The sequence below is a fragment of the Streptomyces sp. NPDC015125 genome, assembly GCF_043080045.1.
GTDB lineage: Bacteria > Actinomycetota > Actinomycetes > Streptomycetales > Streptomycetaceae > Streptomyces.
Map to the genome: position 1 here is coordinate 270,233 of NZ_JBIBVF010000001.1, position 24,330 is coordinate 294,562.

At 70.5% G+C, this 24,330-nt stretch carries 22 protein-coding genes and 1 riboswitch; of the genes, 7 read left to right on the forward strand and 15 right to left on the reverse strand.

Going from position 1 to position 24,330, the window contains the following annotated elements; all coding sequences use genetic code 11:
• The first annotated feature begins 244 nt into the window (after window positions 1-244).
• Window positions 245-538 carry a hypothetical protein gene (locus ACF088_RS01155; protein ID WP_392373271.1) on the forward strand — a complete coding sequence of 98 codons (294 nt, stop codon included), beginning with the start codon at window positions 245-247 and terminating at the stop codon, window positions 536-538.
• A gap of 8 nt (window positions 539-546) precedes the next feature.
• Here the strand turns inward: ACF088_RS01155 and mnmA are convergent, their stop codons facing one another.
• Window positions 547-1,677 carry a tRNA 2-thiouridine(34) synthase MnmA gene (gene mnmA, locus ACF088_RS01160; protein ID WP_392373273.1) on the reverse strand — a complete coding sequence of 377 codons (1,131 nt, stop codon included), beginning with the start codon at window positions 1,675-1,677 and terminating at the stop codon, window positions 547-549.
• Between the two features lie 54 nt (window positions 1,678-1,731).
• Here mnmA and ACF088_RS01165 point away from each other — a divergent pair, with 54 nt between their 5' ends.
• Window positions 1,732-2,568 (forward strand): N-acetylmuramoyl-L-alanine amidase, encoded by an 837-nt coding sequence (locus ACF088_RS01165; RefSeq protein ID WP_392373275.1) that lies wholly within the window; start codon window positions 1,732-1,734, stop codon window positions 2,566-2,568.
• Between the two features lie 123 nt (window positions 2,569-2,691).
• On the opposite strand, the gene ACF088_RS01170 is transcribed toward ACF088_RS01165, so the two are convergent.
• Together ACF088_RS01170 and ACF088_RS01175 are read right to left on the reverse strand one after the other, a co-directional pair.
• Window positions 2,692-3,861 (reverse strand): cysteine desulfurase family protein, encoded by a 1,170-nt coding sequence (locus ACF088_RS01170; protein ID WP_392373960.1) that lies wholly within the window; start codon window positions 3,859-3,861, stop codon window positions 2,692-2,694.
• Between the two features lie 184 nt (window positions 3,862-4,045).
• A complete protein-coding gene (locus tag ACF088_RS01175; protein ID WP_392373276.1) occupies window positions 4,046-4,894 on the reverse strand; it encodes a thioesterase family protein in 849 nt (282 codons plus the stop codon).
• A gap of 96 nt (window positions 4,895-4,990) precedes the next feature.
• Here ACF088_RS01175 and ACF088_RS01180 point away from each other — a divergent pair, with 96 nt between their 5' ends.
• A complete protein-coding gene (locus ACF088_RS01180; protein WP_392373277.1) occupies window positions 4,991-5,626 on the forward strand; it encodes a trimeric intracellular cation channel family protein in 636 nt (211 codons plus the stop codon).
• 13 nt (window positions 5,627-5,639) lie between these two features.
• Here the strand turns inward: ACF088_RS01180 and ACF088_RS01185 are convergent, their stop codons facing one another.
• The 9 genes from ACF088_RS01185 to ACF088_RS01225 form a co-directional block, all read right to left on the reverse strand.
• A complete protein-coding gene (locus tag ACF088_RS01185; RefSeq protein WP_392373279.1) occupies window positions 5,640-7,049 on the reverse strand; it encodes a M1 family metallopeptidase in 1,410 nt (469 codons plus the stop codon).
• A gap of 109 nt (window positions 7,050-7,158) precedes the next feature.
• Window positions 7,159-8,307, reverse strand: a complete 1,149-nt coding sequence (locus tag ACF088_RS01190; protein ID WP_392373280.1) for an ABC transporter ATP-binding protein — start codon at window positions 8,305-8,307, stop codon at window positions 7,159-7,161.
• Entirely contained in the window at window positions 8,304-9,410 is a 1,107-nt protein-coding gene (locus ACF088_RS01195) for an ABC transporter ATP-binding protein (protein ID WP_392373282.1), read from the reverse strand. The genes ACF088_RS01190 and ACF088_RS01195 overlap by 4 nt, the downstream gene beginning before the upstream one ends.
• Window positions 9,407-10,417, reverse strand: a complete 1,011-nt coding sequence (locus ACF088_RS01200; RefSeq protein ID WP_392373283.1) for an ABC transporter permease — start codon at window positions 10,415-10,417, stop codon at window positions 9,407-9,409. Before ACF088_RS01200 ends, ACF088_RS01195 begins: the two co-directional genes overlap by 4 nt.
• A gap of 80 nt (window positions 10,418-10,497) precedes the next feature.
• Window positions 10,498-12,249, reverse strand: a complete 1,752-nt coding sequence (locus ACF088_RS01205; RefSeq protein WP_392373284.1) for an ABC transporter substrate-binding protein — start codon at window positions 12,247-12,249, stop codon at window positions 10,498-10,500.
• A 117-nt stretch (window positions 12,250-12,366) separates the two neighbouring features.
• The gene (locus tag ACF088_RS01210) at window positions 12,367-13,365 is read right to left on the reverse strand and encodes an ABC transporter permease (RefSeq protein ID WP_392373286.1); all 999 of its coding nucleotides are present in this window, start codon (window positions 13,363-13,365) and stop codon (window positions 12,367-12,369) included.
• Window positions 13,366-13,774: 409 nt separating this feature from the next.
• Complete coding sequence (locus tag ACF088_RS01215) at window positions 13,775-14,575, reverse strand: enhanced serine sensitivity protein SseB C-terminal domain-containing protein (protein ID WP_392373288.1); 801 nt, start codon at window positions 14,573-14,575, stop codon at window positions 13,775-13,777.
• Between the two features lie 62 nt (window positions 14,576-14,637).
• Entirely contained in the window at window positions 14,638-15,435 is a 798-nt protein-coding gene (locus ACF088_RS01220; protein ID WP_392373290.1) for an enhanced serine sensitivity protein SseB, read from the reverse strand.
• 92 nt (window positions 15,436-15,527) lie between these two features.
• Window positions 15,528-16,214 carry an AAA family ATPase gene (locus ACF088_RS01225; protein ID WP_392373961.1) on the reverse strand — a complete coding sequence of 229 codons (687 nt, stop codon included), beginning with the start codon at window positions 16,212-16,214 and terminating at the stop codon, window positions 15,528-15,530.
• 274 nt (window positions 16,215-16,488) lie between these two features.
• Window positions 16,489-16,584, forward strand: a riboswitch (glycine riboswitch).
• Between the two features lie 152 nt (window positions 16,585-16,736).
• Here ACF088_RS01225 and gcvT point away from each other — a divergent pair.
• The 4 genes from gcvT to ACF088_RS01245 all read left to right on the forward strand — a co-directional run bounded on the left by gcvT (window position 16,737) and on the right by ACF088_RS01245 (window position 21,586).
• Window positions 16,737-17,864: a glycine cleavage system aminomethyltransferase GcvT gene (gcvT, locus tag ACF088_RS01230; protein ID WP_392373291.1), complete on the forward strand. Its 1,128-nt coding sequence runs from the start codon at window positions 16,737-16,739 to the stop codon at window positions 17,862-17,864.
• A gap of 129 nt (window positions 17,865-17,993) precedes the next feature.
• Entirely contained in the window at window positions 17,994-18,371 is a 378-nt protein-coding gene (gene gcvH, locus ACF088_RS01235; RefSeq protein WP_392373292.1) for a glycine cleavage system protein GcvH, read from the forward strand.
• A 94-nt stretch (window positions 18,372-18,465) separates the two neighbouring features.
• Entirely contained in the window at window positions 18,466-19,725 is a 1,260-nt protein-coding gene (glyA, locus tag ACF088_RS01240) for a serine hydroxymethyltransferase (RefSeq protein WP_392373294.1), read from the forward strand.
• Between the two features lie 475 nt (window positions 19,726-20,200).
• The gene (locus tag ACF088_RS01245; RefSeq protein ID WP_392373296.1) at window positions 20,201-21,586 is read left to right on the forward strand and encodes an L-serine ammonia-lyase; all 1,386 of its coding nucleotides are present in this window, start codon (window positions 20,201-20,203) and stop codon (window positions 21,584-21,586) included.
• A 780-nt stretch (window positions 21,587-22,366) separates the two neighbouring features.
• Here the strand turns inward: ACF088_RS01245 and ACF088_RS01250 are convergent.
• The 3 genes from ACF088_RS01250 to ACF088_RS01260 form a co-directional block, all read right to left on the reverse strand.
• The gene (locus tag ACF088_RS01250; protein WP_392373298.1) at window positions 22,367-22,675 is read right to left on the reverse strand and encodes a hypothetical protein; all 309 of its coding nucleotides are present in this window, start codon (window positions 22,673-22,675) and stop codon (window positions 22,367-22,369) included.
• Window positions 22,676-22,839: 164 nt separating this feature from the next.
• Window positions 22,840-23,649 carry a phosphatase PAP2 family protein gene (locus tag ACF088_RS01255; RefSeq protein ID WP_392373299.1) on the reverse strand — a complete coding sequence of 270 codons (810 nt, stop codon included), beginning with the start codon at window positions 23,647-23,649 and terminating at the stop codon, window positions 22,840-22,842.
• Window positions 23,646-24,251, reverse strand: a complete 606-nt coding sequence (locus tag ACF088_RS01260; RefSeq protein ID WP_392373301.1) for a phosphatase PAP2 family protein — start codon at window positions 24,249-24,251, stop codon at window positions 23,646-23,648. The genes ACF088_RS01255 and ACF088_RS01260 overlap by 4 nt, the downstream gene beginning before the upstream one ends.
• Window positions 24,252-24,330: the final 79 nt, after the last annotated feature.

A 24,330-nucleotide genomic window follows, 5' to 3' on the forward strand; every position in this document is an offset into this window, starting at 1 on the left:
CTCTCGCTCTCGCTCTGGCTGCGGTTCACGGCGGGCTCCCCCAAGTGGTTCTCTGCACGGCGTCTTCCTCGACACCTTCAGCTTCGGGCACGGCCGGGCACCGCAACAGTCTCGACCGTCCTCGCTTCTCCATGACATTTGTCAGTTGTGAGCGGCGCGCAGCGCATCACCCGGCGCCTCGGCCGGCCCCCGGCGGGACGGCAATCCCGGTCCGAGGGCATGAGGGTGCGGAGGGAGCGCCCCGGTGCAGACCGAGGAGAGGCACGGCAAAATGCTCCTCCGGCCTGTTTTCTCCGGAGCCGAGCCTTCCTACCGCGAAACGTCGCTCAAGCAGTTCCCCGCCGACGAAGTCATCCTCGTCGGCGAGGTCGTCTCGGAATCCCACCCCGAGAACGACACCGACAAGAAGTCAAGCACCGACAAGAAGTCAAGAAGTACGCCCAGGCGGGAAATCCGTACTGCCTCATCATCAACCCATAGAGGGCACATGCCTGCTCTACTCGGTGAGCCGGACACGGCAGCGCTCTCCACCTGCTGAGCGGCCTGCTACGCCCCCGCTCCCACCCGCCGTTCCGTGGTGGCGATCGTCGCCGAGCCGACCACTCGCGTGCCGTCGTACAGCACGATCGCCTGGCCGGGGGCCACGCCCCGGACCGGATCCGTGAAGGTCACCCGGAGCTCGGTGCCGTCCACCACCTCCGCCGTGACCTCGGTCTCGCTGCCGTGGGCACGGAGCTGGGCGGTGTACGGGGCGGGGCCTGCCGTCGGGGGGCGGCCGCACCAGCGGGGGCGGATCGCGGTCAGGGCCGTGACGTCGAGGGAGTCGGCGGGACCGACCGTGACGGTGTTGTCGACCGGGGAGATGTCGAGAACGTAGCGCGGCTTGCCGTCGGGGGCCGGGTGGCCGATGCGCAGGCCCTTGCGCTGGCCGATCGTGAAGCCGTACGCGCCCTCATGGGTGCCCAGGACCGCACCGGCCTCGTCGACGATGTCGCCGGGAGCCGTGCCGAGCCGCTGGGCGAGGAAGCCCTGGGTGTCGCCGTCGGCGATGAAGCAGATGTCGTGGCTGTCCGGCTTCTTGGCGACGAACAGGCCGCGGCGGGCGGCCTCTTCGCGGATCTCGGCCTTGGTGGTGAGGGTGTCGCCGAGCGGGAACATGGCGTGCGCCAGCTGGCGGTCGTCGAGGACGCCGAGGACGTACGACTGGTCCTTGGCCATGTCGGAGGCGCGGTGCAGCTCGCGGGTGCCGTCCTCGCGCAGGACGACCGTGGCGTAGTGGCCGGTGCAGACGGCGTCGAAGCCCAGTGCCAGCGCCTTGTCCAGGAGCGCGGCGAACTTGATCTTCTCGTTGCAGCGCAGGCAGGGGTTGGGGGTACGCCCGGCCTCGTACTCGGCGATGAAGTCGTCGACGACGTCCTCGCGGAAGCGTTCGGCGAGGTCCCAGACGTAGAAGGGGATGCCGATGACGTCGGCGGCGCGGCGGGCATCGTGCGAATCCTCGATCGTGCAACAGCCGCGGGCGCCGGTGCGGAACGACTTCGGATTCTCGGAGAGCGCGAGATGCACGCCCGTCACGTCATGGCCGGCCTCGGCGGCGCGGGCCGCGGCAACGGCGGAGTCGACACCGCCGGACATGGCGGCGAGTACGCGGAGGCGGCGGGGTGCGTCATCAGTCATAGCGAGTCCAGGGTAGACGGAACCGGCGACCGGGCCGAAAGCGTTATGCAGCGCATGGGGAAAAGTGACGGGGACAGCGGTGGGGACAGCAGCGGGGAGAGTGCCGGCAAGAGCGTCGGGGAGCTGCGGGGAGGCCGGGAGGCCGCGCCCGGCCTCACCCGGCGGCGGGCCTTGTGGATCGGGGGCGGCGGGGCGGTGGTCGCCGGGGTCGCGGCGCTCGTGGCGGGGGGCGAGGCGGCGCGCTGGTGGTGGCGGCTGCCGGGGAACGAGAAGCCGCGCACGGCGGGCGCGGTGGACTTCCGGGGCGCGCAGTGGGTCGCGGCGTCCCCGGAGAACTACCGGCGGGCGGACCGGCCGGCGGATTACGGGATCGACCGGGTGGTCGTCCACGTCGTCCAGGGCAGCTACGCGACCGCGCTGGATGTCTTCCAGGACCCGGATCACGAGGCCGCCGCCCATTACGTGATCCGGAAGGACGGGCATATCGCGCAGATGATCCGCGAGCTGGATGTGGCGTTCCACGCGGGGAACCGCGGCTACAACGAGCGGAGCGTCGGGATCGAGCACGAGGGGTACGTGGACCGGCCGGAGTCGTTCACGGATGCCATGTACGCGTCGTCGGCGCGGCTGACGGCCGGGATATGCCGGCGCTACGGCTTCCCGGCCGACCGGGAGCACATCGTGGGGCACGTGGAGGTGCCGGGGACGGATCACACCGATCCGGGCAAGCACTGGGACTGGGACCGGTATCTGGGACTCGTACGGGCCGAGCTGCGCCGCTCCGTACGGAAGCCACCGCGGGCCGCCGGCCAGGGAAGCAGTGGTGCGCATGCCCCCACGGGGGCACCGGTGCCAACGCCCGCACCGGAGCGCCGAGGGGCCACCCGCTAGTCGAGGCCCGAGCCGGGGCACCGTGGGGCCACCCGCTAGTCGAGGCCCGAGCCGGGGCACCGTGGGGCCACCCGCCGGCGAGGCCCCGTCGCGCAGGCCCGCCGGCTCAAGCCCGCCGGCCCGCTAGCCCAGCCCCGCGCTCCGCGCCCGTTCCACGACCGGGCCGATGGCCTGCGCCAGCGCCGCCACGTCCTGTGCGGTGGAGGTGTGGCCCAGGGAGAACCGCAGGGTGCCGCGGGCGAGCTCCGGGGACATGCCGGTGGCCAGCAGGACGTGACTGGGCTGGGCGACACCGGCGGTGCAGGCGGAACCCGTGGAGCAGGCGATGCCCTGGGCGTCCAGGAGGAGCAGCAGGGAGTCGCCCTCGCAGCCGGGGAAGGAGAAGTGGGCATTGGCCGGGAGGCGGCCCGCGGGGTCCGGGTCGCCGCCGAGGACGGCGTCGGGGGCGGCGGCGCGTACGGCCTTGACCAGGTCGTCGCGCAGCGCGCCGATGTCGCGGGCGAAGTCCTCGCGGTGGGCGACGGCGTGCCGGCCGGCGGCGGCGAAGGCGGCGATGGCGGGGGTGTCGAGGGTGCCGGAGCGTACGTGCCGCTCCTGGCCGCCGCCGTGCAGCACCGGCACCGGGGCGTACTCACGGCCGAGCAGCAGCGCACCGATGCCGTACGGGCCGCCGATCTTGTGGCCGGAGACCGTCATCGCGGCGAGCCCGGAGGCGGCGAAGTCGACCTCCAGCTGGCCGAATGCCTGCACCGCGTCCGCATGCAGCGGGACCTCGAACTCCGCGGCGGCCTCGGCCAGTTCGCGGACCGGCTGGATGGTGCCGATCTCGTTGTTGGCCCACATGACCGTGGCGAGCGCGACATCGGCGGGGTTGCGGGCGATGGCCTCGCGCAGCGCCTCGGCGCGCACCCGCCCGTAGGTGTCGACCGGCAGCCACTCGACGCGGGCGCCTTCGTGCTCGGCGAGCCACTCCACGGCGTCGAGGACCGCGTGGTGCTCGACGGGGCTGGCGAGGACGCGGGTACGGGCCGGATCGGCGGCCCGGCGCGCCCAGTACAGGCCCTTGACCGCGAGGTTGTCGGCCTCGGTGCCGCCCGCGGTGAAGACGATCTCGCTGGGGCGGGCGCCGAGCGAGACGGCGAGGGACTCGCGCGCCTCCTCGACGGTACGCCGGGCCCGCCGGCCGTCGGCGTGCAGCGAGGACGCATTGCCGGTGACGGTCAGCTGGGCGGTCATCGCCTGCACCGCCTCGGGAAGCATCGGGGTGGTGGCGGCGTGGTCGAGGTAAACCATGGTGCGCACGATTCTACGAGTCGGCGCGGCGGGCTCCGGGGGCGCATGCCCAGCGCGCGGGAGCGGCGGGGTGCCGGGGCGGCGCCGGACGCCCGGTACCGGGCCGGCGCGGGTGGTCGCGGGGCCGGCCGCTCCCGTTTCCCGCGGCCCCGTTTCCCGACGTGCGGCAGGCCCGCCCGCCCTGCTACTCCTGCAGCACCGCACGCGCCAACTGCCGTGACTGGGCGACCAGTCGGTCCTCGAAGTCCCAGACCTCCGCGTCCTCCTCCAGGAAACCGCCCGCCAGGTTGCGGGTGGTGATGGCGACCCGCAGCGGGCCCGGCGCCGGGCGCCGGCGGACATGGGCGGTCAGCTCGACGGTGGGCACCCAGCCGGACAGTCCCATCTCGAAGGCGGTGGGCGGCAGGGCGTCGACGGTCAGCAGGAGGGAGAGCGGGTCGGGTTCGCGGCCGTCGGCGAGGCCGAACCAGGCGCGCATCTCGCCCTTGCCGGACGGGGCACCGACGGCCCAGCCCGCCGTCGCCGGGTCCAGGCGGAGGGCGAGCCGCTCGGCGATGGCGGTGCTGCCGGGGATCGCGGGGCGGCCGTCGGGGGCGCTGTCCGTGCCCAGGCAGTGTTCGTACGGCGGGATGGCCGGTGGCTTGGCGGTGGTGCGGACGTCGTCGGGCAGCGCATCGAGGTCGCCGTACGCGGCGAGCACCCGCAGCCGCTCGACCTCGCTGCCGTCCTCCGCGAACTGGACGAGGCTGGCGGTGCCGGTGGACATCGTGCGGCCGGTGCGGACCACGTCGGTACGGATCACGGCGGGGCCGGGGACCGAGGCCGTCAGATAGTGCGCGGTGACGGAGAGCGGGTCCGGGTGCGGGAGGGCATCGCTCAGGGCGCGGCCCATGAGCGCGAGGAGGTAGCCGCCGTTGACCGCCTTGATGATCGTCCAGCCTGCGGAGAGGTGGGCGTCATAGACGCCGGGGGCGCGGCGGGTGACCGCCGTATCGCGGTCGAACTCGCTGTTGCCTTGGGTCACCTGAGCCATGGGTTGCACGCTACACCGGATGGTTACCGACCGGTAGTGTCAGTTTTAGCGGCCTCGCGCGGAAGCATTCCTTCCGGGCCTGCGATGATGAGCGCCATGCTTCACGTCCTCTACCTGGTCGGTGTGGCCGCCTTCGCCGCGAGCGGGGTGCTGGCCGCCTATCGCGCCAATATGGACCCCTTCGGCGGCCTGGTGCTCGCCTTCGCCGCGTCGATCTCCGGCGGCACGCTGCGCGATGTCATCCTCGACCGGCGGCCGCTGTACTGGACGCACGACTGGGTGCTGCTGACCGTGATCATCTGTGTCGGCGTCGGCACCATGATCTATCTGCGGTTCTGGCAGCTACCGCACAAATCACTGCTGGTGGTCGACGCGATCGGACTGTCCGTGGTCACGGTGATCGGGGCCCGCGCCGCGATCGAGGCGGGCGCCACGCCGGTCGCCGTGATCATCCTGGCGGTCCTGACCGGGGTCGCCGGCGAGGTCATCCGCGATGTGCTGTGCGGGGAGTTCCCGCCACTGCTGCTGCGCGAGGACGTCTATGCGATCGCCGCGCTGGCCGGCGGCTGCTGCTATCTCCTGCTGGACCACCTCGGCACCGGGGCCACCCCCGCCGCGGCGATCTCGGCGGGGGTGGTGTTCGCGCTGCGGATGGGGGCGGTCTACCTCGGACTGCACCTGCCGCGCTCACAGCAGCTCCGCGAGCGGCGCGGGCAGCAGAACTCCGGCTGACCGGGGCGGGTGCTCAGTTCGCCGGCAGCGCCGGCTTGCTGTCCGTGTTCAGCCAGGTGGCGAAGAGGTCGTCCAGCTGCTGCCCGGAGACCTTCTCGGCGAGCGCGATGAACTGGGCGGTGTCGGCGTTGCCGTAGCGGTGCGCGGAGGTCCAGGCCGGCAGCAGCGTGAAGAACGCGGTGTCCCCGATCCGCTCGCGCAGCGCCTGCAGCGTCATCGCCCCCCGGGAGTAGACCGCCTGGGCGAACATGGTGTCCCGCTGCGGATCGGCGACCTTCACCTTCCAGAAGGCATCACCCGCCGGCCGGGCGTCGTACGCCTTGCGGAAGGCGTCATGGGCGCTCAGGGTGCCGCGGTGCTCGGTCCACAGCCACTGCGCATAGCTGGCGAAGCCCTCGTTGAGCCAGATGTCCTTCCACTGCTTGACGGAGACCGAGTCACCGAACCACTGGTGCGCCAGCTCGTGGACGATGGTCGCCTCGCTGCGCACGGCCGAGTAGGCGGGCTTGGACTGCACTTCCAGCGAGAAGCCGGCCTGCGGCATGTCGTCGACGATCGCCCCGGTCTCCTCGAAGGGGTACGGGCCGAAGACCTTCGACCAGTAGTCGGTGGCCTCGGAGGTGACGCCGTAGACATCGACGGTGCCCGTGGGCAGGGTCGGGTCGGTGGCGACGTAGAGGGGCGTGCCGCCGGGGGTGGTGCCGGTACGGACGTCGAACCTACCGATGGTGGCGGTGGCCAGGTACGTCGCCATCGGGCGGCTCTCGCGCCAGTGGGCGTACGAGCGGCCGTGCGCCTCCCCGGAGTTGACCAGGCGCCCGTTGGAGACACCGGTCAGGCCCTTGGGGGCGTCGATGCGGATGTCGTAGGTCGCCTTGTCGTCGGGGTGGTCGCTGGAGGGGAACCACGTCGAGGCGGCGTTCGGCTCACAGGCGACGAAGACGCCGTCCTTGGTCTTCATCCAGCCGTAGTCGGAGCCGAAGACGATCGGACCGCTCAGCGGCTCGGGGACACCGTGGTAGGCGAGGGTGACGGTGAACTTCTTGCCGCGGCGCAGCGGGAAGTCGGGGCGCAGGGTTATCTCGTCGCCGGATCTGGTGAAGTGCGCCCGCCGGCCGTTCACCCGGACCGAGTCGACCGTCAGCTTCTGCAGGTCGAGGTCGAAGGCGGAGAGGTTCTGGGTGGCCCTGGCGGTGAGCGTGGTGCGGCCGTCGAGGCGGCCGCTGCCGGGGTGGTAGCTGACGCCGAGGTCGTAGTGCAGGGCGTCGAAGCCGCCGTTGCCCAGCTTGGGGAAGTACGGGTCGCCGATGCCCGGGGCGCCGGGGGACGCGCCGGGTGCGGCGGCGATGGTGGCGGCCGAGGCCACCGCGGTGGCCAGTGCGAGCCAGCGGGAGGTGCGACGTGCGGAACGGGAGAGTGCCATGAGCCATCCCTTCGGACACACGGATGAAGTTCGCCTCAAGATCGAACAACCGTGCTGACTCTGCACTCTCCCGCCGCGTTCCACCCAGGACTTTGCCAAGTCCCAAGTGTTACTTGTCGGTTGCGGCCTGACCGCCCGCCGGAGCGGCGCCTTCCGGGCCCGCCGCGTCCGCTGCGTCCGGCGTGTCCGCTGTGTTCTCCGGGTGGTGGCAGGCCACCTGGTGCCCCGTCCGCAGCGCGACCAGCGGCGGCTCGGCGGTGGCACACACCTCGGTCGCCTTCCAGCAGCGGGTACGGAACCGGCAGCCGGAGGGCGGGTTGATCGGCGAGGGCACATCGCCCTTGAGCAGGATCCGGTCGCGCTGGGTGCGCCGCTTGGGGTCGGGCACCGGCACCGCGGACAGCAGCGCCTTGGTGTACGGGTGCATCGGCGACTCGTAGAGCCCCTTGCGGTCGCTCAACTCCACGATCTTGCCGAGGTACATCACCGCGATCCGGTCCGACACATGCCGGATGACCGAGAGGTCATGGGCGATGATGACGTACGTCAGGCCCAGCTCGTCCTGCAGGTCGTCCATGAGGTTGACGACCTGCGCCTGGATCGACACATCGAGCGCGGAGACCGGCTCGTCGGCGACCACCAGCTTGGGCTTGAGCGCCAGCGCACGGGCGATGCCGATGCGCTGCCGCTGGCCGCCGGAGAATTCGTGCGGATAGCGGTTGTAGTGCTCCGGGCTCAGGCCCACCAGCTCCAGCAGCCGCTGCACCTCCTTCTTCACCCCGCCCTCGGGCTCGACGCCCTGGAGGCGGAAGGGGGTGGAGACGATCCCGCCGATGGTGTGCCGCGGGTTCAGCGAGCCGTACGGGTCCTGGAAGATCATCTGGACGTCCCGGCGCATCGGCCGCAGCCTGCCCGGGGACAGATGGGTGATGTCCTTGCCCTGGAACTCGATGGAGCCGGCGGTCGGCTCGTCGAGCCGGGTGATCAGCCGGCCCATCGTCGACTTGCCGCAGCCGGATTCGCCGACGATGCCGAGGGTTTCCCCCGGCCGTACGTCGAAGTCGATGCCGTCGACCGCCTGCACCGCCCCGACCTGCCGCTTGAGCAGGCCCTTGGTGATCGGGAAGTGCCGGACCAGACCGCGGACCCTGAGCAGCGGCTCGACGTCGGAGGAGGTCTCCGCGGCAGGTTCCGCGGGAGTCTCCGCCGTCTTCTGGAGCGGAATCTTCTTGTTCTGGTCGTCAGTCGTCTCGGTCACAGCTTCGGCGCAATCTCTTCGGTCCAGATACGCTCCCGCTCCTCCTGCGACATATGGCAGGCGGAGAAGTGCCCGCCGCCGGCCTCGCGCAGTTCGGGGCGGACCGTACGGGTGAGGTTGTCCTTGGGGACATCCGCGTACGGGCAACGGGGGTTGAAGGCGCAGCCGGACGGGACGTTGATCAGGCTGGGCGGGGAACCCTTCACCGGGATCAGCCGGTCCGTCTGGTCACGGTCGATGCGCGGCATGGAGCCGAGCAGCCCCCAGGTGTAGGGGTGCCGGGGCTCGTAGAAGACCTTCTCGGCCGGGCCGCGCTCGATGCACCGTCCGCCGTACATCACCAGCAGGTCGTCGGCGAGCTCGGCGACCACACCGAGGTCGTGGGTGATGATGATGACCGCCGAGCCGAACTCCTTCTGCAGATCGCGGATCAGGTCCAGGATCTGCGCCTGGACGGTGACGTCCAGGGCGGTGGTCGGCTCGTCCGCGATCAGCAGCTCCGGGTTGTTCACCAGCGCCATCGCGATCATGGCGCGCTGGCGCATACCGCCGGAGAACTGGTGCGGATGGTCGTCCACCCGCTTGTCGGGCTGCGGGATGCCGACCCGGTCGAGCATCTCGATCGCCCGCTTGCGCGCGGTCTTCTTGTCCACGTCGTTGTGGACGCGGTAGGCCTCCACGATCTGGGCGCCGACCGAGTAGAAGGGATGCAGCGCGGACAGCGGGTCCTGGAAGATCATCGCCATCTCGCGGCCGCGCAGCCGGCGCACCTCGTCCGGATCGGCGGAGACCAGTTCCTTGCCGTCCAGCCAGATCTCGCCGGACATGTTCAGCTTGCTGCGCTGCTGGCGCGAGGCGCGGTGCAGGCCCATCACGGCGAGGGAGGTGACGGACTTGCCGGAGCCGGACTCGCCGACGATGCCGAGCGTCTTGCCCTTCTCCAGGGTGAAGTTCAGGCCGTCGACCGACTTCACGATCCCGTCGTCGGTATTGAAGTGGACCTTCAGGTCCCGCACTTCGAGGAAGGCGGAGGGGGGCCGGGAGCCGGCCGCGGTGGGTTCGCCCACGGCGGCCTCGGTCTTGTCCTCGGAGGAGTCGGTCACGAGAGCCTCACCCGCGGGTCGACGGCGGCGTACAGAACGTCCACCACCAGGTTGCATATGACGATGAAGAACGCGGCGAGCAGGGTGACGCCGAGGATGTTCGGGAGGTCGTTGGCGTTGATCGCCTCGACGGCGAAGGCACCGACTCCCTTGAGCGAGAAGACCTGTTCGGTGATCAGCGCACCGCCGAGCAGCAGGCCCAGGTCCATGCCGAAGACCGTGATGATCGGGGTGAGCGCGGCCCGCAGGCCGTGCCGGACGACCACCTTGCGCTCGCGCAGACCCTTGGCGCGGGCCGTACGGATGTAGTCCTCGCTCAGCGTCTCCAGCATGCCCGCCCGGGTGAGCCGGGCGTAGAGCGCGGAGTAGAGGAAGGCCAGGGTGACCCAGGGCAGGACCAGGGTCCGGGCCCATCCGAAGGGATCGTCCGTCAGATAGATGTAGTCGCTGCGCTCGAAGATCGGCCACTGGTAGGTGAACAGCGCCAGTGCCAGGGCTCCCGTGAAGAACATCGGGAGGGAGACGCCGGCCAGCGCGACGCCCATGGCCATCCGGTCGAAGAGCGAGCCGGGACGCAGCGCGGAGAGCACGCCGGTGGCGACACCGGAGACGACCCACAGCACGGCCGCACCGGCGGCCAGCGAGAGCGTCACCGGAAGCCGGTTCTGGATCTCCGGCCAGACCTCGATATGGGTTTTGAAGGAGTAACCGAAGCACGGCACATGGCACTTGGCCGCTTCCGGACCGAATTTGTAGTCGACGCCGACGAAAATGCCCTTGAGGAAGTCCCAGTACTGCTCGTACACGGGCTTGTCCAGGCCGAGATTCTTCTTGACCGCGGCGATGTCCGCGGGCGTGGGGGCCTTTCCGATGTACTGCTGGGCAAGCTGGTCGGTGCTCTGCCCGGCCAGCTTCGGCAGCAGGAAGAAGATGCCGAAAGTGACCGCGCTGACGATCAGCAGCAGAACCACTGCGCTGATCAACCTGCGGATGATGTACGAGAACACGGGGATGCGGCGTCGGCGCCGCGAGCCGGTTTTACCGCCGGCCCGCGGACACCAATGCCTTCACCTGCCTTCCAGGGCTGCTACTTCTTGACGCCGATGTTGAGGTAGTCGTACTGACCGCTGAAGGCCGAGGTGGACACCAGGTTGGTGGCCTTGGGCGAGCGGTACATCAGAACCTTGAAGTAGGTGAGCGGGACCAGCGCCGCCTGCTCCATCGTCTTCTTGTCGATCTCGGCGTACGCCTTCTCGCGGGCCGCCTTGTCGGTGTTGGCGATGGCGGTGTCGAGCAGCTTGTTGATCTCCGGGTCGTCCAGCTCCGAAAGGTTGGCGTTACCGGACTGGCTGATCGCCTTGCCGTTCAGGATCTGCTGGAGGTAGCCGTAGCCGGTCGGGAAGTCCGAGCCCCACTGCATCATGATCATGCCGACGTTGTTCTTCTTGTTGAACTTCGGCACACCGGCGTAGTCCGAGAAGTACTTGCTGGTCGGGTACGACTGGATCTTGGCGGTGACGCCGATCTTCTTCAGCGAGTCGATCACCGAGGTGGCCGCGTCGACCTCGTCCTGGCGGTCGTTGCGGGCCAGGATCGTGGTCGTGGTCTTGCCGGCGCCGCACTTCGCCCAGTGCTTCTTGGCCTCGGTCAGGTCCAGCTTGTCGCCGTCGTACTTCTGCGGGTACAGGTCGTACTTCTGGTAGCCGTCGATGTCGGTCGGCAGGACCGTGGAGGCCAGGTCACCGCGGATCGGGCCGCCGAGCGAGGTCTGTACGGCCTTCTTGTCGATGGCGTACTCGACGGCCTTGCGGCACTCGATGTTGTCGAACGGCTTCACCTTGGTGTTCAGCGCCGTGTAGACCAGGCGCTGGCCGAGGGTGTTGTCGGTGTTGCCCTTCTCCTTGGAGTCCGTCAGGAGCTGGGCCTGGGTCTGCCCGTCGACACCACGGCCGGCCAGGTCCACCAGGGTGTTACCGGACTGGAGGTCCTTGTCGATGGTCGACTGGGCGACCTTCAGGTTCAGGACGATCTTCTCCGGCAGCTGCTTGCGCAGCGGGTCCGTCTTCGCGGACCACTGCGGGTTGCGGACCAGGGTGAGCTTCTTGCCCTCCTGGTAGCTCTCGAACTTGTACGAGCCGGTGGACAGCACGGACTTGGTGTAGTCCGCGCCCTTGTCCTTGGCCTGCGGGACCGGGGCGGTCTGCGGGGCGCTCACCAGGTAGTCGAACTCGGCGAACGGCTTCTTGAGGTGGAAGACGACGGTCTGGTCGTCCGGGGTCTCGATGGACTTCAGACCGGCCTTGCTCTTGTCCTTGTAGGGACCCTTGTAGCCGCCGTCGTTGTCCTTGAGGAACTGCTGGAAGTAGTTCGGGCCCAGCGAGAGGGTGTCGCGCGCGAAGTTGCTGCGCTCGACGGCGTACTTGACGTCCTGCGAGGTGACCGTGGAGCCGTCGTCGTACTTGACGCCCTTGCGGATCTTGTACGTCCAGGTCTTGCCGCCGTCACTGGGCTTGCCCATCGACTCGGCGAGGTCCGGGGTCAGCTCGTTGCCCTTGGCGCCGGGGCCCGGCTTGAAGGTGGTGAGCGGGCGCGCGTAGAGCCGGCTGAAGTTGTAGATGAAGGCGTAGTACGTGTTGCCCGGGTCGAACGACTCGGGGGCGTCGCTCATCGCGTAGGTGACCGTGCCGCCCTTCGCATCCGAGGCGTTGACGACGCCCTTGGTGGCGGCGTTCGCCTCGCCCGAGCCCTCCGAGGAGCCCTTGCCCCCGCTGCAGCCGGCCAGCAAAAGGCCCGCACTGGTGATGGCCGCGACAGCCGCGACCGGAACTGACCTTCGCATGATGGTCGGTGTCCCCTTCGTTCGTCGAGAAAGGTCAAACCTCAAAACGCAGTAACGCAGTAACGCGGAAACTCGGTAATGCAGTTGGGGGGTCGGAGCGGGTGCCCGATGCAGCCGTCAGCGGCTGCGCGGGTCCAGCGCGTCCCTCAGCCCGTCACCGAGCAGGTTGAACGCGAGCACGGTGACGAAGATCGCGAGGCCGGGGACGATCATGTACTGGGGATCGACCTCGTAGTACTTGACCGCCTGGTTGAGCATGCCGCCCCAGGACGCCTGGGGCGGCTGGATGCCGACGCCCAGGAAGCTCAGGGCCGCTTCGAAGAGGATGTTGGAGGGGATCAGCAGCGTCGAGTAGACGATGATCGGCCCCACCAGGTTGGGCAGCAGCTCCCGGAAGAGGATGAACGGCCCGCGTGCACCCATGCCGCGGGCGGCGTCCACGAATTCCCGCTCGCGCAGCGACAGCGTCTGCGCACGCACGATCCGCCCCATGTACGGCCAGTTGAAGAAGCCGATCACGAAGATCAGCACCGAGATGTGCAGCGGCAGGCCGTCCAGACCGAAGGCGCCGCCCTGCAGCGAGGCGGAGATCGCGATGGCGAACAGCAGCAGCGGGAAGGCCAGGAAGACATCCATCATCCGGCTGATGAAGGCGTCCACCCGCCCGCGGTAGAAGCCGGCGACCACACCGAGCACCGTGCCGATGGCGACCGACAGCAGCGTCGCGCCGAACGCCACGATCAGCGAAACCCAGGATCCCTCCAGGATCCGGGCGAGCAGATCACGGCCGAACTTCGGGTCCACGCCGAGGGGATGGTCCCCGCTCATGCCGCCGAGGTCGCCCTTGGGGAGCGTGGTGTTGGGGTCGATCAGCGACTGGTTGGGATTGTTCGGGTCCAGCCCCAGCAGGGCCTGGATCGGACGGGAGAGCGCGGCGACGGCGATGAGCAGGATGACAACGATGGCACCGGCCACCGCCACCTTGTCCCGCTTGAAGCGCAGCCATGCGATCTGACCGAGCGAACGCCCCTCGATCCGCTTTCCCTCGACGCCCTTCAGCACCGCTTCCGGCTGCGCCTCAGCAGCCGCCCCGGTGGTCTCGATCGGTGCGGTCACAGTGCCTTTGACCCCTCTCGGCCGACGGTGGCCGGCCCCTGCCCGCCGCGGATTGCGGCCTGGTTCACATCACTGGTGCAAGTTCGGTGCAGCAAGTCCTGCGGGCATCGCGGAAGTTCGCACTATGGAAGTCTCAGACTTGCGCGACGCCGTGGGATGACGCTCGTACAAAGGGCCGAGGCCCCTGTTGTTTCCGGAGTCTTCATCCCTTTCTCGATCAGTCACCAGCCCTGACGGGGAATGGATGCGCAACTGTGATGTGCTCCACGGCTTTCCGTTATACGGACGACAGTTCGGGCTGAGCGGAGCGATCACCCGCGGGAGAGATCCTCAACCGCGGGGCATACAGGGAGAATTCACCACGAGACCGGCGCCCGGGTGGTACTCCTGGGGCGCCGGAGACCGGCTGTCAGTAAGGGCGCGGGTAGCCGTAGCCGTACGACGGCGCGGGGGCCGGCTGACCCGGCGGCTGGGCGTAGCCGTCACGGTCGAAGAAGGGACGCGTGGAGGCCCGCATCCACATGCCGACCGGGTCGAACTCGTCGTTCATCGCAACGGTGGAGACGGGCAGACCGTCCGGAACCGCGCCGATCGACTGCTGGATCATCAACCGCACCGAATCCACCGCTTGCTGGCCGGTGTCGTACAGATCCAGACCGATCGCCAGATAAGGGGCACCGAGCGCCGGCTGCACCCAGGCCCGGCGCAGCGACCGCACGGCGGGCGTCCGGTGCGCGTTCTGGGCGAGCAGCGCATAGAACTGCGGGATGTCGATGACCGGTTCGGAGATCCGCAGCGGACCGGCCGGCAGCCGGTCCAGACCACCGGCGATACGGCGCAGATCCAGCCACGGGATGCCCACACCCCCGCCGGGGGCATGCGGATTCAGCCACAGGCCCCAGCGGTCGGGGAAGAGCGCGGCGGCGATCTCCGGGCCGGTGACGACCTCGTGGTCGCGGTTCCAGCCGGAGGCGGCGAGCTCGGGCGCCGAGGTCACACACGGCGCATAGCCGAGGCCCTCGACCTCCATGTTTCCGTACTGCGCATCGGGCGAACCGGCCCGGCCGTGCCACAGCAGCATCCAGACCTGGCCCGCGGCGAGCGCGTGCAGCAGCGCCTCATAGGCGTCGTAACGGCCGGGCGAGACCTGCTGGAGCAGCTGCTCCAGCGCTCCGGCCGCCGCCGGCCCCTGATGCGCACCCGCGCTCACGTGGTCCGTCCCTTCTGTCTGCAGGGCACGTCATGGGTGCGCCCGCCCGTCATCCATCCAGCTTACGAGTGGTCCCGAGAGTAGAAGGGCCGCACACGCTCCAGCATCCAGTCGGCGACCGGGTCGCCCTGGGCGAGGTCGAGCATGACGAGCTGTACGGGCCAGGGCACCGGCACTGCGCCGAGCGCACGTCCGAGGGCTGACAGTACCGCCTCGCGAGCGGTGCCGTCGTGCAGTGCCGCAGGGTCCGCACCGATCTGCACACCGACGAACAGCGCGGGCGTGTCGCCCTCGACACTTGCCAGGGCACGCCGGGCAGTCAGGACAATTCCGGCACCGGAGAACTCCAGTCCGGCGGCGGCCAGGAAGTCCACCGGTTCGTGCTGCCAGTCCGGCTCGAAGAGCCGCACCCGGCCGCCGCTGGGCAGACCGGCCGGCTCGTGACGCCCCTCCCGGCACAATTCGGCCACCGCGGGCGGCGGCAGCGGGACGCCGACCCTGCCGTCCGGGTTGACCGCGATGCCGATCTGCGGGGGCAGCCCGCGGGCGAACTCCCGGGCCGGGGCGACGGTGAAGGACATATGCGCGCCCACCAGCCGCAAGAACTCCTGCTCGGAGCTGTAGACCGGGACATAGGCCGCACCGTCGAGCTCGACGGTGGGCAGATCGAGGCCCCGGGTGCCGGGCCCCGCGCTCTCCGGTCCGCCGCCGTTGGGCAGCGGCACCCAGACCCTGCTGCGGCCCAGTACCTCGACGATCCGGCCACCGGCACCCGGGTGCCCGACCGAGGCGGCCAGCGCCTCTTCGAGCTCGTTCGCCGGCCACGCCAGCTGCGGTATCCCCTGCTCCGGAAATGTCATGTGTTCCCACCCGTTCCAAACCGCGCCATCTGGCCAAAGACCCTAGACGAGAAGGAGTGCGGAGGGACCCGCGGGGCACGGTGGCCGTCCGCTCAGTCGAAGGTGACCGTCTCCAGGGCGCTCGCCGTCCGCCGGTCGAGCAGTACGGCCGAGTCGAAGCCCTTCGGCAGCCGGGCCGACTCCGCCGCACCGACCAGCCGGCCCACGGCCCCGCGGTGCCGCGCGAAGGCGTACCCCGACACCCCGCGCCCCCGCGACTCCTGGCCGGACAGTGCCACCTCGGGCGGCACATCGAGCAGCACCAGATGCAGCCCGCGGCCGCCGCGCACCGCCGAGCGCGCGATCCAGCCACGCACCCACGCCAGGGTGCCGCAGTCGTGCACCACCACACTGTCCCCGGAGCGCAGCGCACGATGCAGCGTCAGATAGTGGGCGACCCGGACCAGCGGACGGTAGAGGGCGTACGGCAGCCGGCGCAGCCTGCCGTGCTCCCAGCGCTCGCGGACGTCCTGCGAATCGATGCGGTGCACCGCGGCACCGTGTGCGTCCAGCGGCGGTACGACACGATGCATCAGGGTGCTCTTGCCGCTGCCCGGCAGACCGGAGACCACCACCAGGTCACCGGCCGGGAACCGCAGCTCGGCGGCGCCGTTCGCCCGTCCACGGTCCCGGAGGTCCACGATTTCGGCTCCGCGCCCCGGCCGGACGACGGGCCGCGGCGTCCGGCCGGCCCGGGACCCGGCTGCGGGCGGCACCGCCGGCGCGACGGCCGGAGGCACGACGGCCGGAGGCACGACGTCTGAAGTGGCCCCGAATGCCGCTTCGCTGTGCACGCGATCGTCCTCCCCGTCCGGTTCTGCTCCGGTTCGAGTCCGTCCCCTACCCGCAGAGTGTCAAGAAAAGGTAATGCCCATCAAGGCTATTGTCCGATCTGCCCACGTCACGGGCGGGGTGACGGCCGGGGCTCCTCTATCGGGCGATCCCGTGCAATGATGTGGCCGCCACGTGCACATCAGGTCTCACCTGTGCACCGCCAACTCCATACCGGCCGTTTGAACCCGCGCGGGAGAGTCCCCGGCCGCCATGGCGGGGCGCCGAAGGAGCAAGTCCTCCCTTGAATCTCTCAGGCCCCTATACCGCGCAGGCGAGGCAGATCTGAAAAGCGAGCCGCAGCCCGGCGCACGGGGCGGCTCCACCCAAGGTGCAAACCGGGTCCGTTCGCGGGATCCCGGTGAACCTCTCAGGTTCCGATGACAGATGGGGAGAACGTCTTGTTCACCCCTGCCTGGGAGCCCAGAACCATGACTGATGCCCCCCGCCGTACCGCGCTGGATGCCACCCATCGCGCGCTCGGCGCCACCATGACCGACTTCGCCGGCTGGGACATGCCACTCCGCTACAGCAGCGAGCGTGACGAACATGTCGCCGTCCGTACCCGCGCCGGGCTGTTCGACCTCTCCCACATGGGCGAGATCACCGTCACCGGCCCGCAGGCCGCCGACCTCCTCGACTATGCGCTGGTCGGCAACATCGGGGGCGTCAAGACCGGCCGTGCCCGCTACACCATGATCTGCGAGGCCGAGGGCGGCATTCTCGACGACCTGATCGTCTACCGCCTGGCCGACCAGGAGTACATGGTCGTCGCCAACGCCTCCAACGCCCAGGTGGTGCTGGACGCGCTGAGCGCACGAGCGGGCGGCTTCGACGCCGCGATTCGCGACGACCGGGACGCCTACGCGCTGCTCGCGGTGCAGGGCCCGGAGTCGCCCGGGATCCTCAAGGCGCTGACGGACGCCGACCTGGACGGTCTCAAGTACTACGCGGGGCTGCCCGGCACGGTCGCCGGTGTAGAGGCGCTGATCGCCCGTACCGGGTACACCGGCGAGGACGGCTTCGAGCTGTTCGTCCGGCCGGCCGACGCGGTCGCCCTCTGGGAGGCGCTGACCGAGGCCGGCAAGGACGCCGGTCTGGTGCCCTGCGGCCTGTCCTGCCGGGACACCCTGCGCCTGGAGGCGGGCATGCCGCTGTACGGGCACGAGCTGACGACCTCGACCACGCCGTTCGACGCGGGCCTGGGCCGGGTCGTGAAGTTCGAGAAGACGACCAACAACGGCGACTTCGTCGGCCGTACCGCGCTGGCGGCGGCCGCCGAGCGCGCCGAGGCGAACCCGCCGCGCAAGCTGGTCGGTCTGATCGCCGCGGGCCGCCGGGTCCCGCGGGCCGGCTACCCGGTCGTCACGGCCGACGGCACGGTCATCGGCGAGGTCACCTCCGGGGCCCCCTCTCCCACCCTCGGCAAGCCGGTCGCCATCGCGTACGTCGACGCCGCCTACGCCACACCGGGCACCGAGGGTGTGTGCGTGGACATCCGTGGAAGCCATGAGCCGTACGAGGTCACCGCTCTGCCGTTCTACAAGCGGCAGAAGTAGGAGTTCACCCGGGGCGGACCCGGCAGCGGCGCGCACCCGTGCGTCTCACTGTGCAAGACCCTCCCCCCTTGGTGTCACCAGGGGCGACCCCCTTCACGACCACACCCTCGCGTACAGGAGAATCGAGCCATGAGCAACCCCCAGCAGCTGCGCTACAGCAAGGAGCACGAGTGGCTGTCGGGCGCCGAGGAAGGCGTCTCGACGGTCGGCATCACCGAGCACGCGGCCAACGCGCTCGGCGACGTCGTCTTCGTGCAACTCCCCGAGGTCGGTGCCACGGTCGCGGCGGGCGAGACCTGCGGCGAGCTGGAGTCGACCAAGTCGGTCAGCGATCTCTACTCGCCCGTCGACGGTGAGATCACCGAGATCAACGAGGATGTCGTCAACGACCCCTCGCTGGTGAACTCCGCCCCGTTCGAGGGCGGTTGGCTGTTCAAGGTGAAGATCAGCGGCGAGCCGGGCGAGCTGCTCTCGGCCGACGCGTACGCCGCCTTCATCCAGAGCTGAGCCGCCCGGCCCCCTCCGCCACCGCCCCCGCGGAAGCTCCCCCGGGCTCCGTCCGGGGGACCCCCTCGCGCCCCTGACTCCCCCAGGAAGACTCATGTCGCTTCTGAACAGCTCCCTCCACGAGCTCGACCCCGATGTCGCCGCCGCCGTCGACGCCGAACTCCACCGCCAGCAGTCCACCCTCGAAATGATCGCGTCGGAGAACTTCGCCCCCGTCGCCGTCATGGAGGCCCAGGGCTCCGTCCTCACCAACAAGTACGCCGAGGGCTACCCCGGCCGCCGCTACTACGGCGGCTGCGAGCACGTCGATGTCGTCGAGCAGATCGCCATCGACCGCATCAAGACCCTCTTCGGCGCCGAGGCCGCCAACGTGCAGCCGCACTCCGGCGCACAGGCCAACGCCGCCGCCATGTTCGCCCTCATCAAGCCGGGCGACACCATCCTGGGCCTGAACCTCGCCCACGGCGGGCACCTGACCCACGGCATGAAGATCAACTTCAGCGGCAAGCTCTACAACGTGGTGCCGTACCACGTCGACGAGAAGACCAACCTGGTCGACATGGAAGAGGTCGAGCGCCTCGCCAAGGAGCACCGCCCCAAGCTGATCGTGGCCGGCTGGTCCGCCTACCCCCGCCAGCTCGACTTCGCCGCGTTCCGCCGGATCGCCGACGAGGTCGGCGCCTACCTCATGGTCGACATGGCGCACTTCGCCGGCCTGGTCGCCGCCGGCCTGCACCCCAACCCGGTGCCGCACGCCCACGTGGTGACCACCACCACCCACAAGACCCTGGGCGGCCCGCGCGGCGGCGTCATCCTCTCCACCCAGGAGCTGGCCAAGAAGATCAACTCTGCGGTCTTCCCCGGCCAGCAGGGCGGGCCCCTGGAGCACGTCATCGCCGCCAAGGCCGTCTCCTTCAAGGTCGCCGCCTCCGACGACTTCAAGGAGCGCCAGCAGCGCACCCTCGACGGCGCCCGGATCCTGGCCGAGCGCCTGGTCCAGGACGACGTCAGGCAGCACGGCGTCTCCGTGCTGTCCGGCGGCACCGACGTCCACCTCGTCCTCGTCGACCTGCGCGACAGCGAGCTGGACGGCCAGCAGGCCGAGGACCGTCTCCACGAGGTCGGCATCACCGTCAACCGCAACGCGATCCCCAACGACCCGCGGCCGCCGATGGTGACCTCGGGCCTGCGCATCGGCACCCCGGCGCTGGCCACCCGCGGCTTCCAGGCCGAGGACTTCCGCGAGGTCGCCGACATCATCGCCGAGGCCCTCAAGCCCGCCTACGACGCCGAAGCCCTCAAGGCCCGCGTCACCGCACTCGCGGAGAAGTTCCCGCTGTACCCGTCCCTGTGACGCGACTCATGCACTGAGCCCGCTGCCCGCCGGTCACCGGCGGGCGCAGGGTGCACGACGGTGAGCCCGGGGTCGTCGGTCCCGGCTCACGGTCTGCCTGCCGCTGTCCTCCCCTCTTCGCGCGCACGGTCTTCACACACACGGTGCCCGCCGGTGCGGGCACGGCACGCATGACCGGTGCGGTGGCGGGCAGCCGCCCTGCACGGGGAGGCGGTTTCCGGCCGGACCCCGCACGCGGGTCAGGACCGGACACGCCTCCTCGGCAGGCCGGGCCGGTACACGGCCCGGAGTCCGCTGACCGCGTATCCACACCGACACCGACCGTTACCCCCGCCGCCGCGCACCCGACAGTTTCCGTCCGGCGGCGCCCGGCCCGGTCCGCGTTACCCTCGACCAACAGCGCAGAAACGTCCCCTCTGCCCCATTGCTCCACCGCTCCACCGTCCACCACGAGCAGACAAGGGAGTCCGCCCCCGTGGCCATCTCCGTCTTCGACCTCTTCTCCATCGGCATCGGCCCCTCCAGCTCCCACACCGTCGGCCCGATGCGCGCCGCCCGGATGTTCGTCGGACGCCTCAAGAAGGACGGTCTGCTCGCCCAGACGGTCACCGTGCGCGCCGAGCTGTTCGGCTCGCTGGGCGCCACCGGCCACGGCCACGGCACCCCCAAGGCCGTCCTCCTCGGCCTGGAAGGCCACTCCCCCCGCACCGTCGACGTCGAGTCCGCCGACGCCGAGGTCGAGCGCATCCGGCAGACCAAGCGTCTGCGTCTGATGGGCGCGGAAATAGGCGCCGCGCACGAGATCGACTTCGACGAGTCGGCCGAGCTGATCCTGCACCGGCGCCGGGCCCTGCCCTACCACGCCAACGGCATGACCCTCTTCGCCTACGACGCCTCCGGCGCACCCCTGCTGGAGAAGACCTACTACTCGGTCGGCGGCGGCTTCGTCGTCGACGAGGACGCGGTCGCCGGCGAAAACCCGATCGTGCCCGACGACACCGCCCTGACCCACCCCTTCCGCACCGGCGACGAACTGCTGCGGCTGTCCCAGCAGACCGGCCTGTCCATCTCCGCCCTCATGCTGGAGAACGAGAAGGCCTGGCGCACCGAGGAGGAGATCCGGGCCGGGCTGCTGGAGATCTGGCAGGTCATGCAGGCCTGCGTGACCCGCGGCATGTCCCGTGAGGGGATCCTGCCCGGTGGGCTGAAGGTGCGGCGCCGCGCCGCCAACGCCGCCCGCGCCCTGCGCTCCGAAGGCGACGCGGCCGCCCGTGCGATGGAGTGGACCACCCTCTACGCGATGGCCGTCAACGAGGAGAACGCGGCCGGCGGCCGGGTGGTGACCGCCCCCACCAACGGCGCCGCCGGCATCATCCCCGCGGTCCTGCACTACTACGTCAACTTCGTGCCCGGGGCCGACGAGGAAGGCGTGGTCCGCTTCCTCCTCGCCGCCAGTGCGATCGGCATGCTCTTCAAGGAGAACGCCTCCATCTCGGGCGCCGAGGTCGGCTGCCAGGGCGAGGTCGGCTCCGCCTGCTCGATGGCCGCCGGCGGCCTCGCCGAGGTCCTGGGCGGGTCCCCCGAGCAGGTCGAGAACGCCGCCGAGATCGGCATGGAGCACAACCTCGGCCTGACCTGCGACCCCGTCGGCGGCCTCGTCCAGATCCCGTGCATCGAGCGCAACGGCATGGCCGCCGTCAAGGCCGTCACCGCCGCCCGCATGGCCCTGCGCGGCGACGGCCGCCACCACGTCTCCCTCGACAAGGTCATCAAGACCATGAAGGACACCGGCGCCGACATGAGCGTCAAGTACAAGGAGACGGCGCGGGGCGGCCTGGCCGTCAACATCATCGAATGCTGAGTTGAGCCTGGAGGCCCTGACCAGCGCGTGGGTATCTTTCGGCGCTGTCGGGGCCTTCGGGGCCTTCGGGGCCTTCCCGGCTTGCACAGCGGAAAGCCTGGTCCCCGCGCCTGCGGGGTTGATCCCTCATTCCCCTCCTCCAGGATGAGAGTGAGCCGCTGGTCCCCGCACCTGCGGGGTTGGTCCCGCGTCGTAGTGGTCGGCGATGTCCTGGATTTCCTGGTCCCTGCGCCTGCGGGGTTGGTCCCATCTTCATGGTCGCCGTGCTGCAGAACTTGGCATGGTCCCCGCGCCTGCGGGGTTGGTCCCGACCTGGGTGCGGAACGAAGCCTCGTCGCCGTCTGGTCCCCGCGCCTGTGGGGTTGGTCCCATGCCGGCCAGGTCGCCGTGGATCAAGCGGCGCTGGTCCCCGCACCTGCGGGGTTGGTCCCAGGGGAATCGGTCTGGCGACTGCAAGAGCATTCTTGCCCCCGCGCCTGCGGGGTTGGTCCCAGCGTGCCGATCGCCATGGACCCCTGACGCAACTGGTCCCCGCACCTACGGGGTTGGTCCCGACGGAAAGGGCACGCGAACCTGGCAGCTGCATTGGTCCCCGCACCCGCGGGGAGGCCCCTGCCCCGCGCCCGCAGCTGCTCCTCCCGGGCAGCTCCCCGCGCATGCAGGGATGGTCCCGCCTGTCCCGTGGGCACGGCCGTGCTTGAGGGCGGGCCCTGGGGCAAACCGCCGGGCCGTGGATCTCTACGCCCGGCAGGCCGCCCGTATGCCGGGCCGTCTGTCCGTCTATCTGCCGATCTCCCAGGCGAAGGGCGGGAGTTCGCGGGCCCGGGAGTAGATGTCCAGGGCCTGGATCGTGGGGACGAAGGGGTGGACCCGGGCGCCTTCGAGGCCGGCCAGCAGGCGGGCGCAGTGGTGGACGCAGCCGGCGACCTCCCTGCCCTGGCGGTCGACGATGGTGGCGGCGTCCCGCGGGCCCTCGCACGGGGTGGGGTCCTTGGCGACGGCGGCCGGGCAGCGGCCGGGCGGGGCGCCGGACGGGGCGGTCCCGTCGGCTGACCGGCGCGGCGGGGAGGCGTCGAGTGGCTGGTTCATCGGTGGGTCCCCCTGGTGGTGCGGTGGTACGTGCCGTGAGCGGCGCCGTGGCGGAAATCGCTTCCGTCGTCCGGCACCCAGGACAGTGCTGCTCGGCGTGGGACGCGTCCATGCCGCCTTGGGGAAGATCTGGTCCGATCGTCAGCTATTCATGGGAATGCGCGCTATGAGGGGCTCGTACCGGCCGGGGCCGGGCAGTCCCGGCGGGGGCAGGCGAACGGCTCCAGGAGCAGCGCGAGGGCGAGCAGGGTGGCCGCCAGCAGCCAGCCGGCCAGGACATCGCCCGGCCAGTGGACGCTCAGGTAGACGCGGGTGAGGCCGACTCCGGCGGCCCACAGGGCGAGTACCACGCACCAGGTCCGGGTCACGGCGGGGCGGCCGCGCCGGGCGATGCCCCAGGCCAGGATTCCGGCCGCCAGCGCCGAGGTGGTGGCATGGCCGGAGGGGAACGCGTAGCCGGAGGCGTGCCCGGCCCAGTCGGCGGCCGGCGGGCGGGGGCGGGCGAGCAGCTCCATCAGGCCGTAACGGATCGCCTGGCCGACGGCGAGGACGGCGACGGCGCAGATCACCGCGCGCAGCCTGCCCGCCGCACCGCGGCCGGCCAGCAGGCCGGCGAGTACCGCCAGCAGATAGGGAACCGGTCCGCTGCCGGTGGCGGTCAGCGCGCGGGCCATGGAGCGCAGCGGCTCGCCGTGGTGAGCCGTGGACCAGCGGATGGCGGCTCGTTCGGGGGCGAGTGGGGCTCCGTGCCGTAGGGACACCGTGAGGGCCAGGGCGGCGAAGAGTGCGGCGCAGACCGTGGCGAAGGTCAGGAGCGGGGCGGTGGCGGGACGTCGCCAGGGGCCATGGGGTGGGGCTGGGTCAGGGTGCGGAGTCGGGTCCGGCTCCTGCGGCTCCGGTCCCGGTTCTGATTCCGGTCTCGGCTGGGGTTCCGGCTGCGGTTCCGGCTCCCGCTCCGGTTCCGACGCCGTCACCGCGCGGCCACCAAGGGGCGCAGCCGGGTGGCCCGGATCCGGTCGACGGCCGGGGTCGCGCGGCGGGCGAGCGGGGTGAGCAACCGGGCCACGAGGGCGCCGGCGATCAGGCCGGCGGCGACGTCGTGCGGGTAGTGCGCACCGACCCAGACGCGTGAGGCCGCCATCAGGAGGGCGGCCGGTACGGCGATCCGGCCCAGTTGCCGGTCGCACAGCAGCAGGGCGACCGCGGCTGCCGCGGCGATGGCGGAGTGGTTGCTGGGGAAGGACCAGTCGCCGGGGCCGGGACAGGCCTCGACGGTGGCGGTGTGGAGTGTCCGGCAGGGCCGCTGTTCATCGAAGAGGAGCTTGACGAGGTCGTTGAGGAGGAAGGCGGCGACCACGATGACGGGGGTGGCCAGCGCCAGCGCCATGGCACCGGAGGCGCTGCTCCTGGCGCGCCACCAGCCGATCAGCATCAGGGCGGCGAAGAGGACGAGGCCGTAGTCGGTCCAGTAGGAGAGGAGGGCGTTCAGGGCGGGCGGGGCGTGCTGGGCGAGCGCCGTGATCCGGGTGTACGGGCCGCCGTCGATCGAGGCTCCCCCGAAGGCGAGGTGGGTCACGGGGTCTCCTTGAGGCTCGGGTGGCTCGGGTGGCTCGGCGGGCTTGGTGCGGACGGCCCGGCGAGCTTGGTGCGGGGGG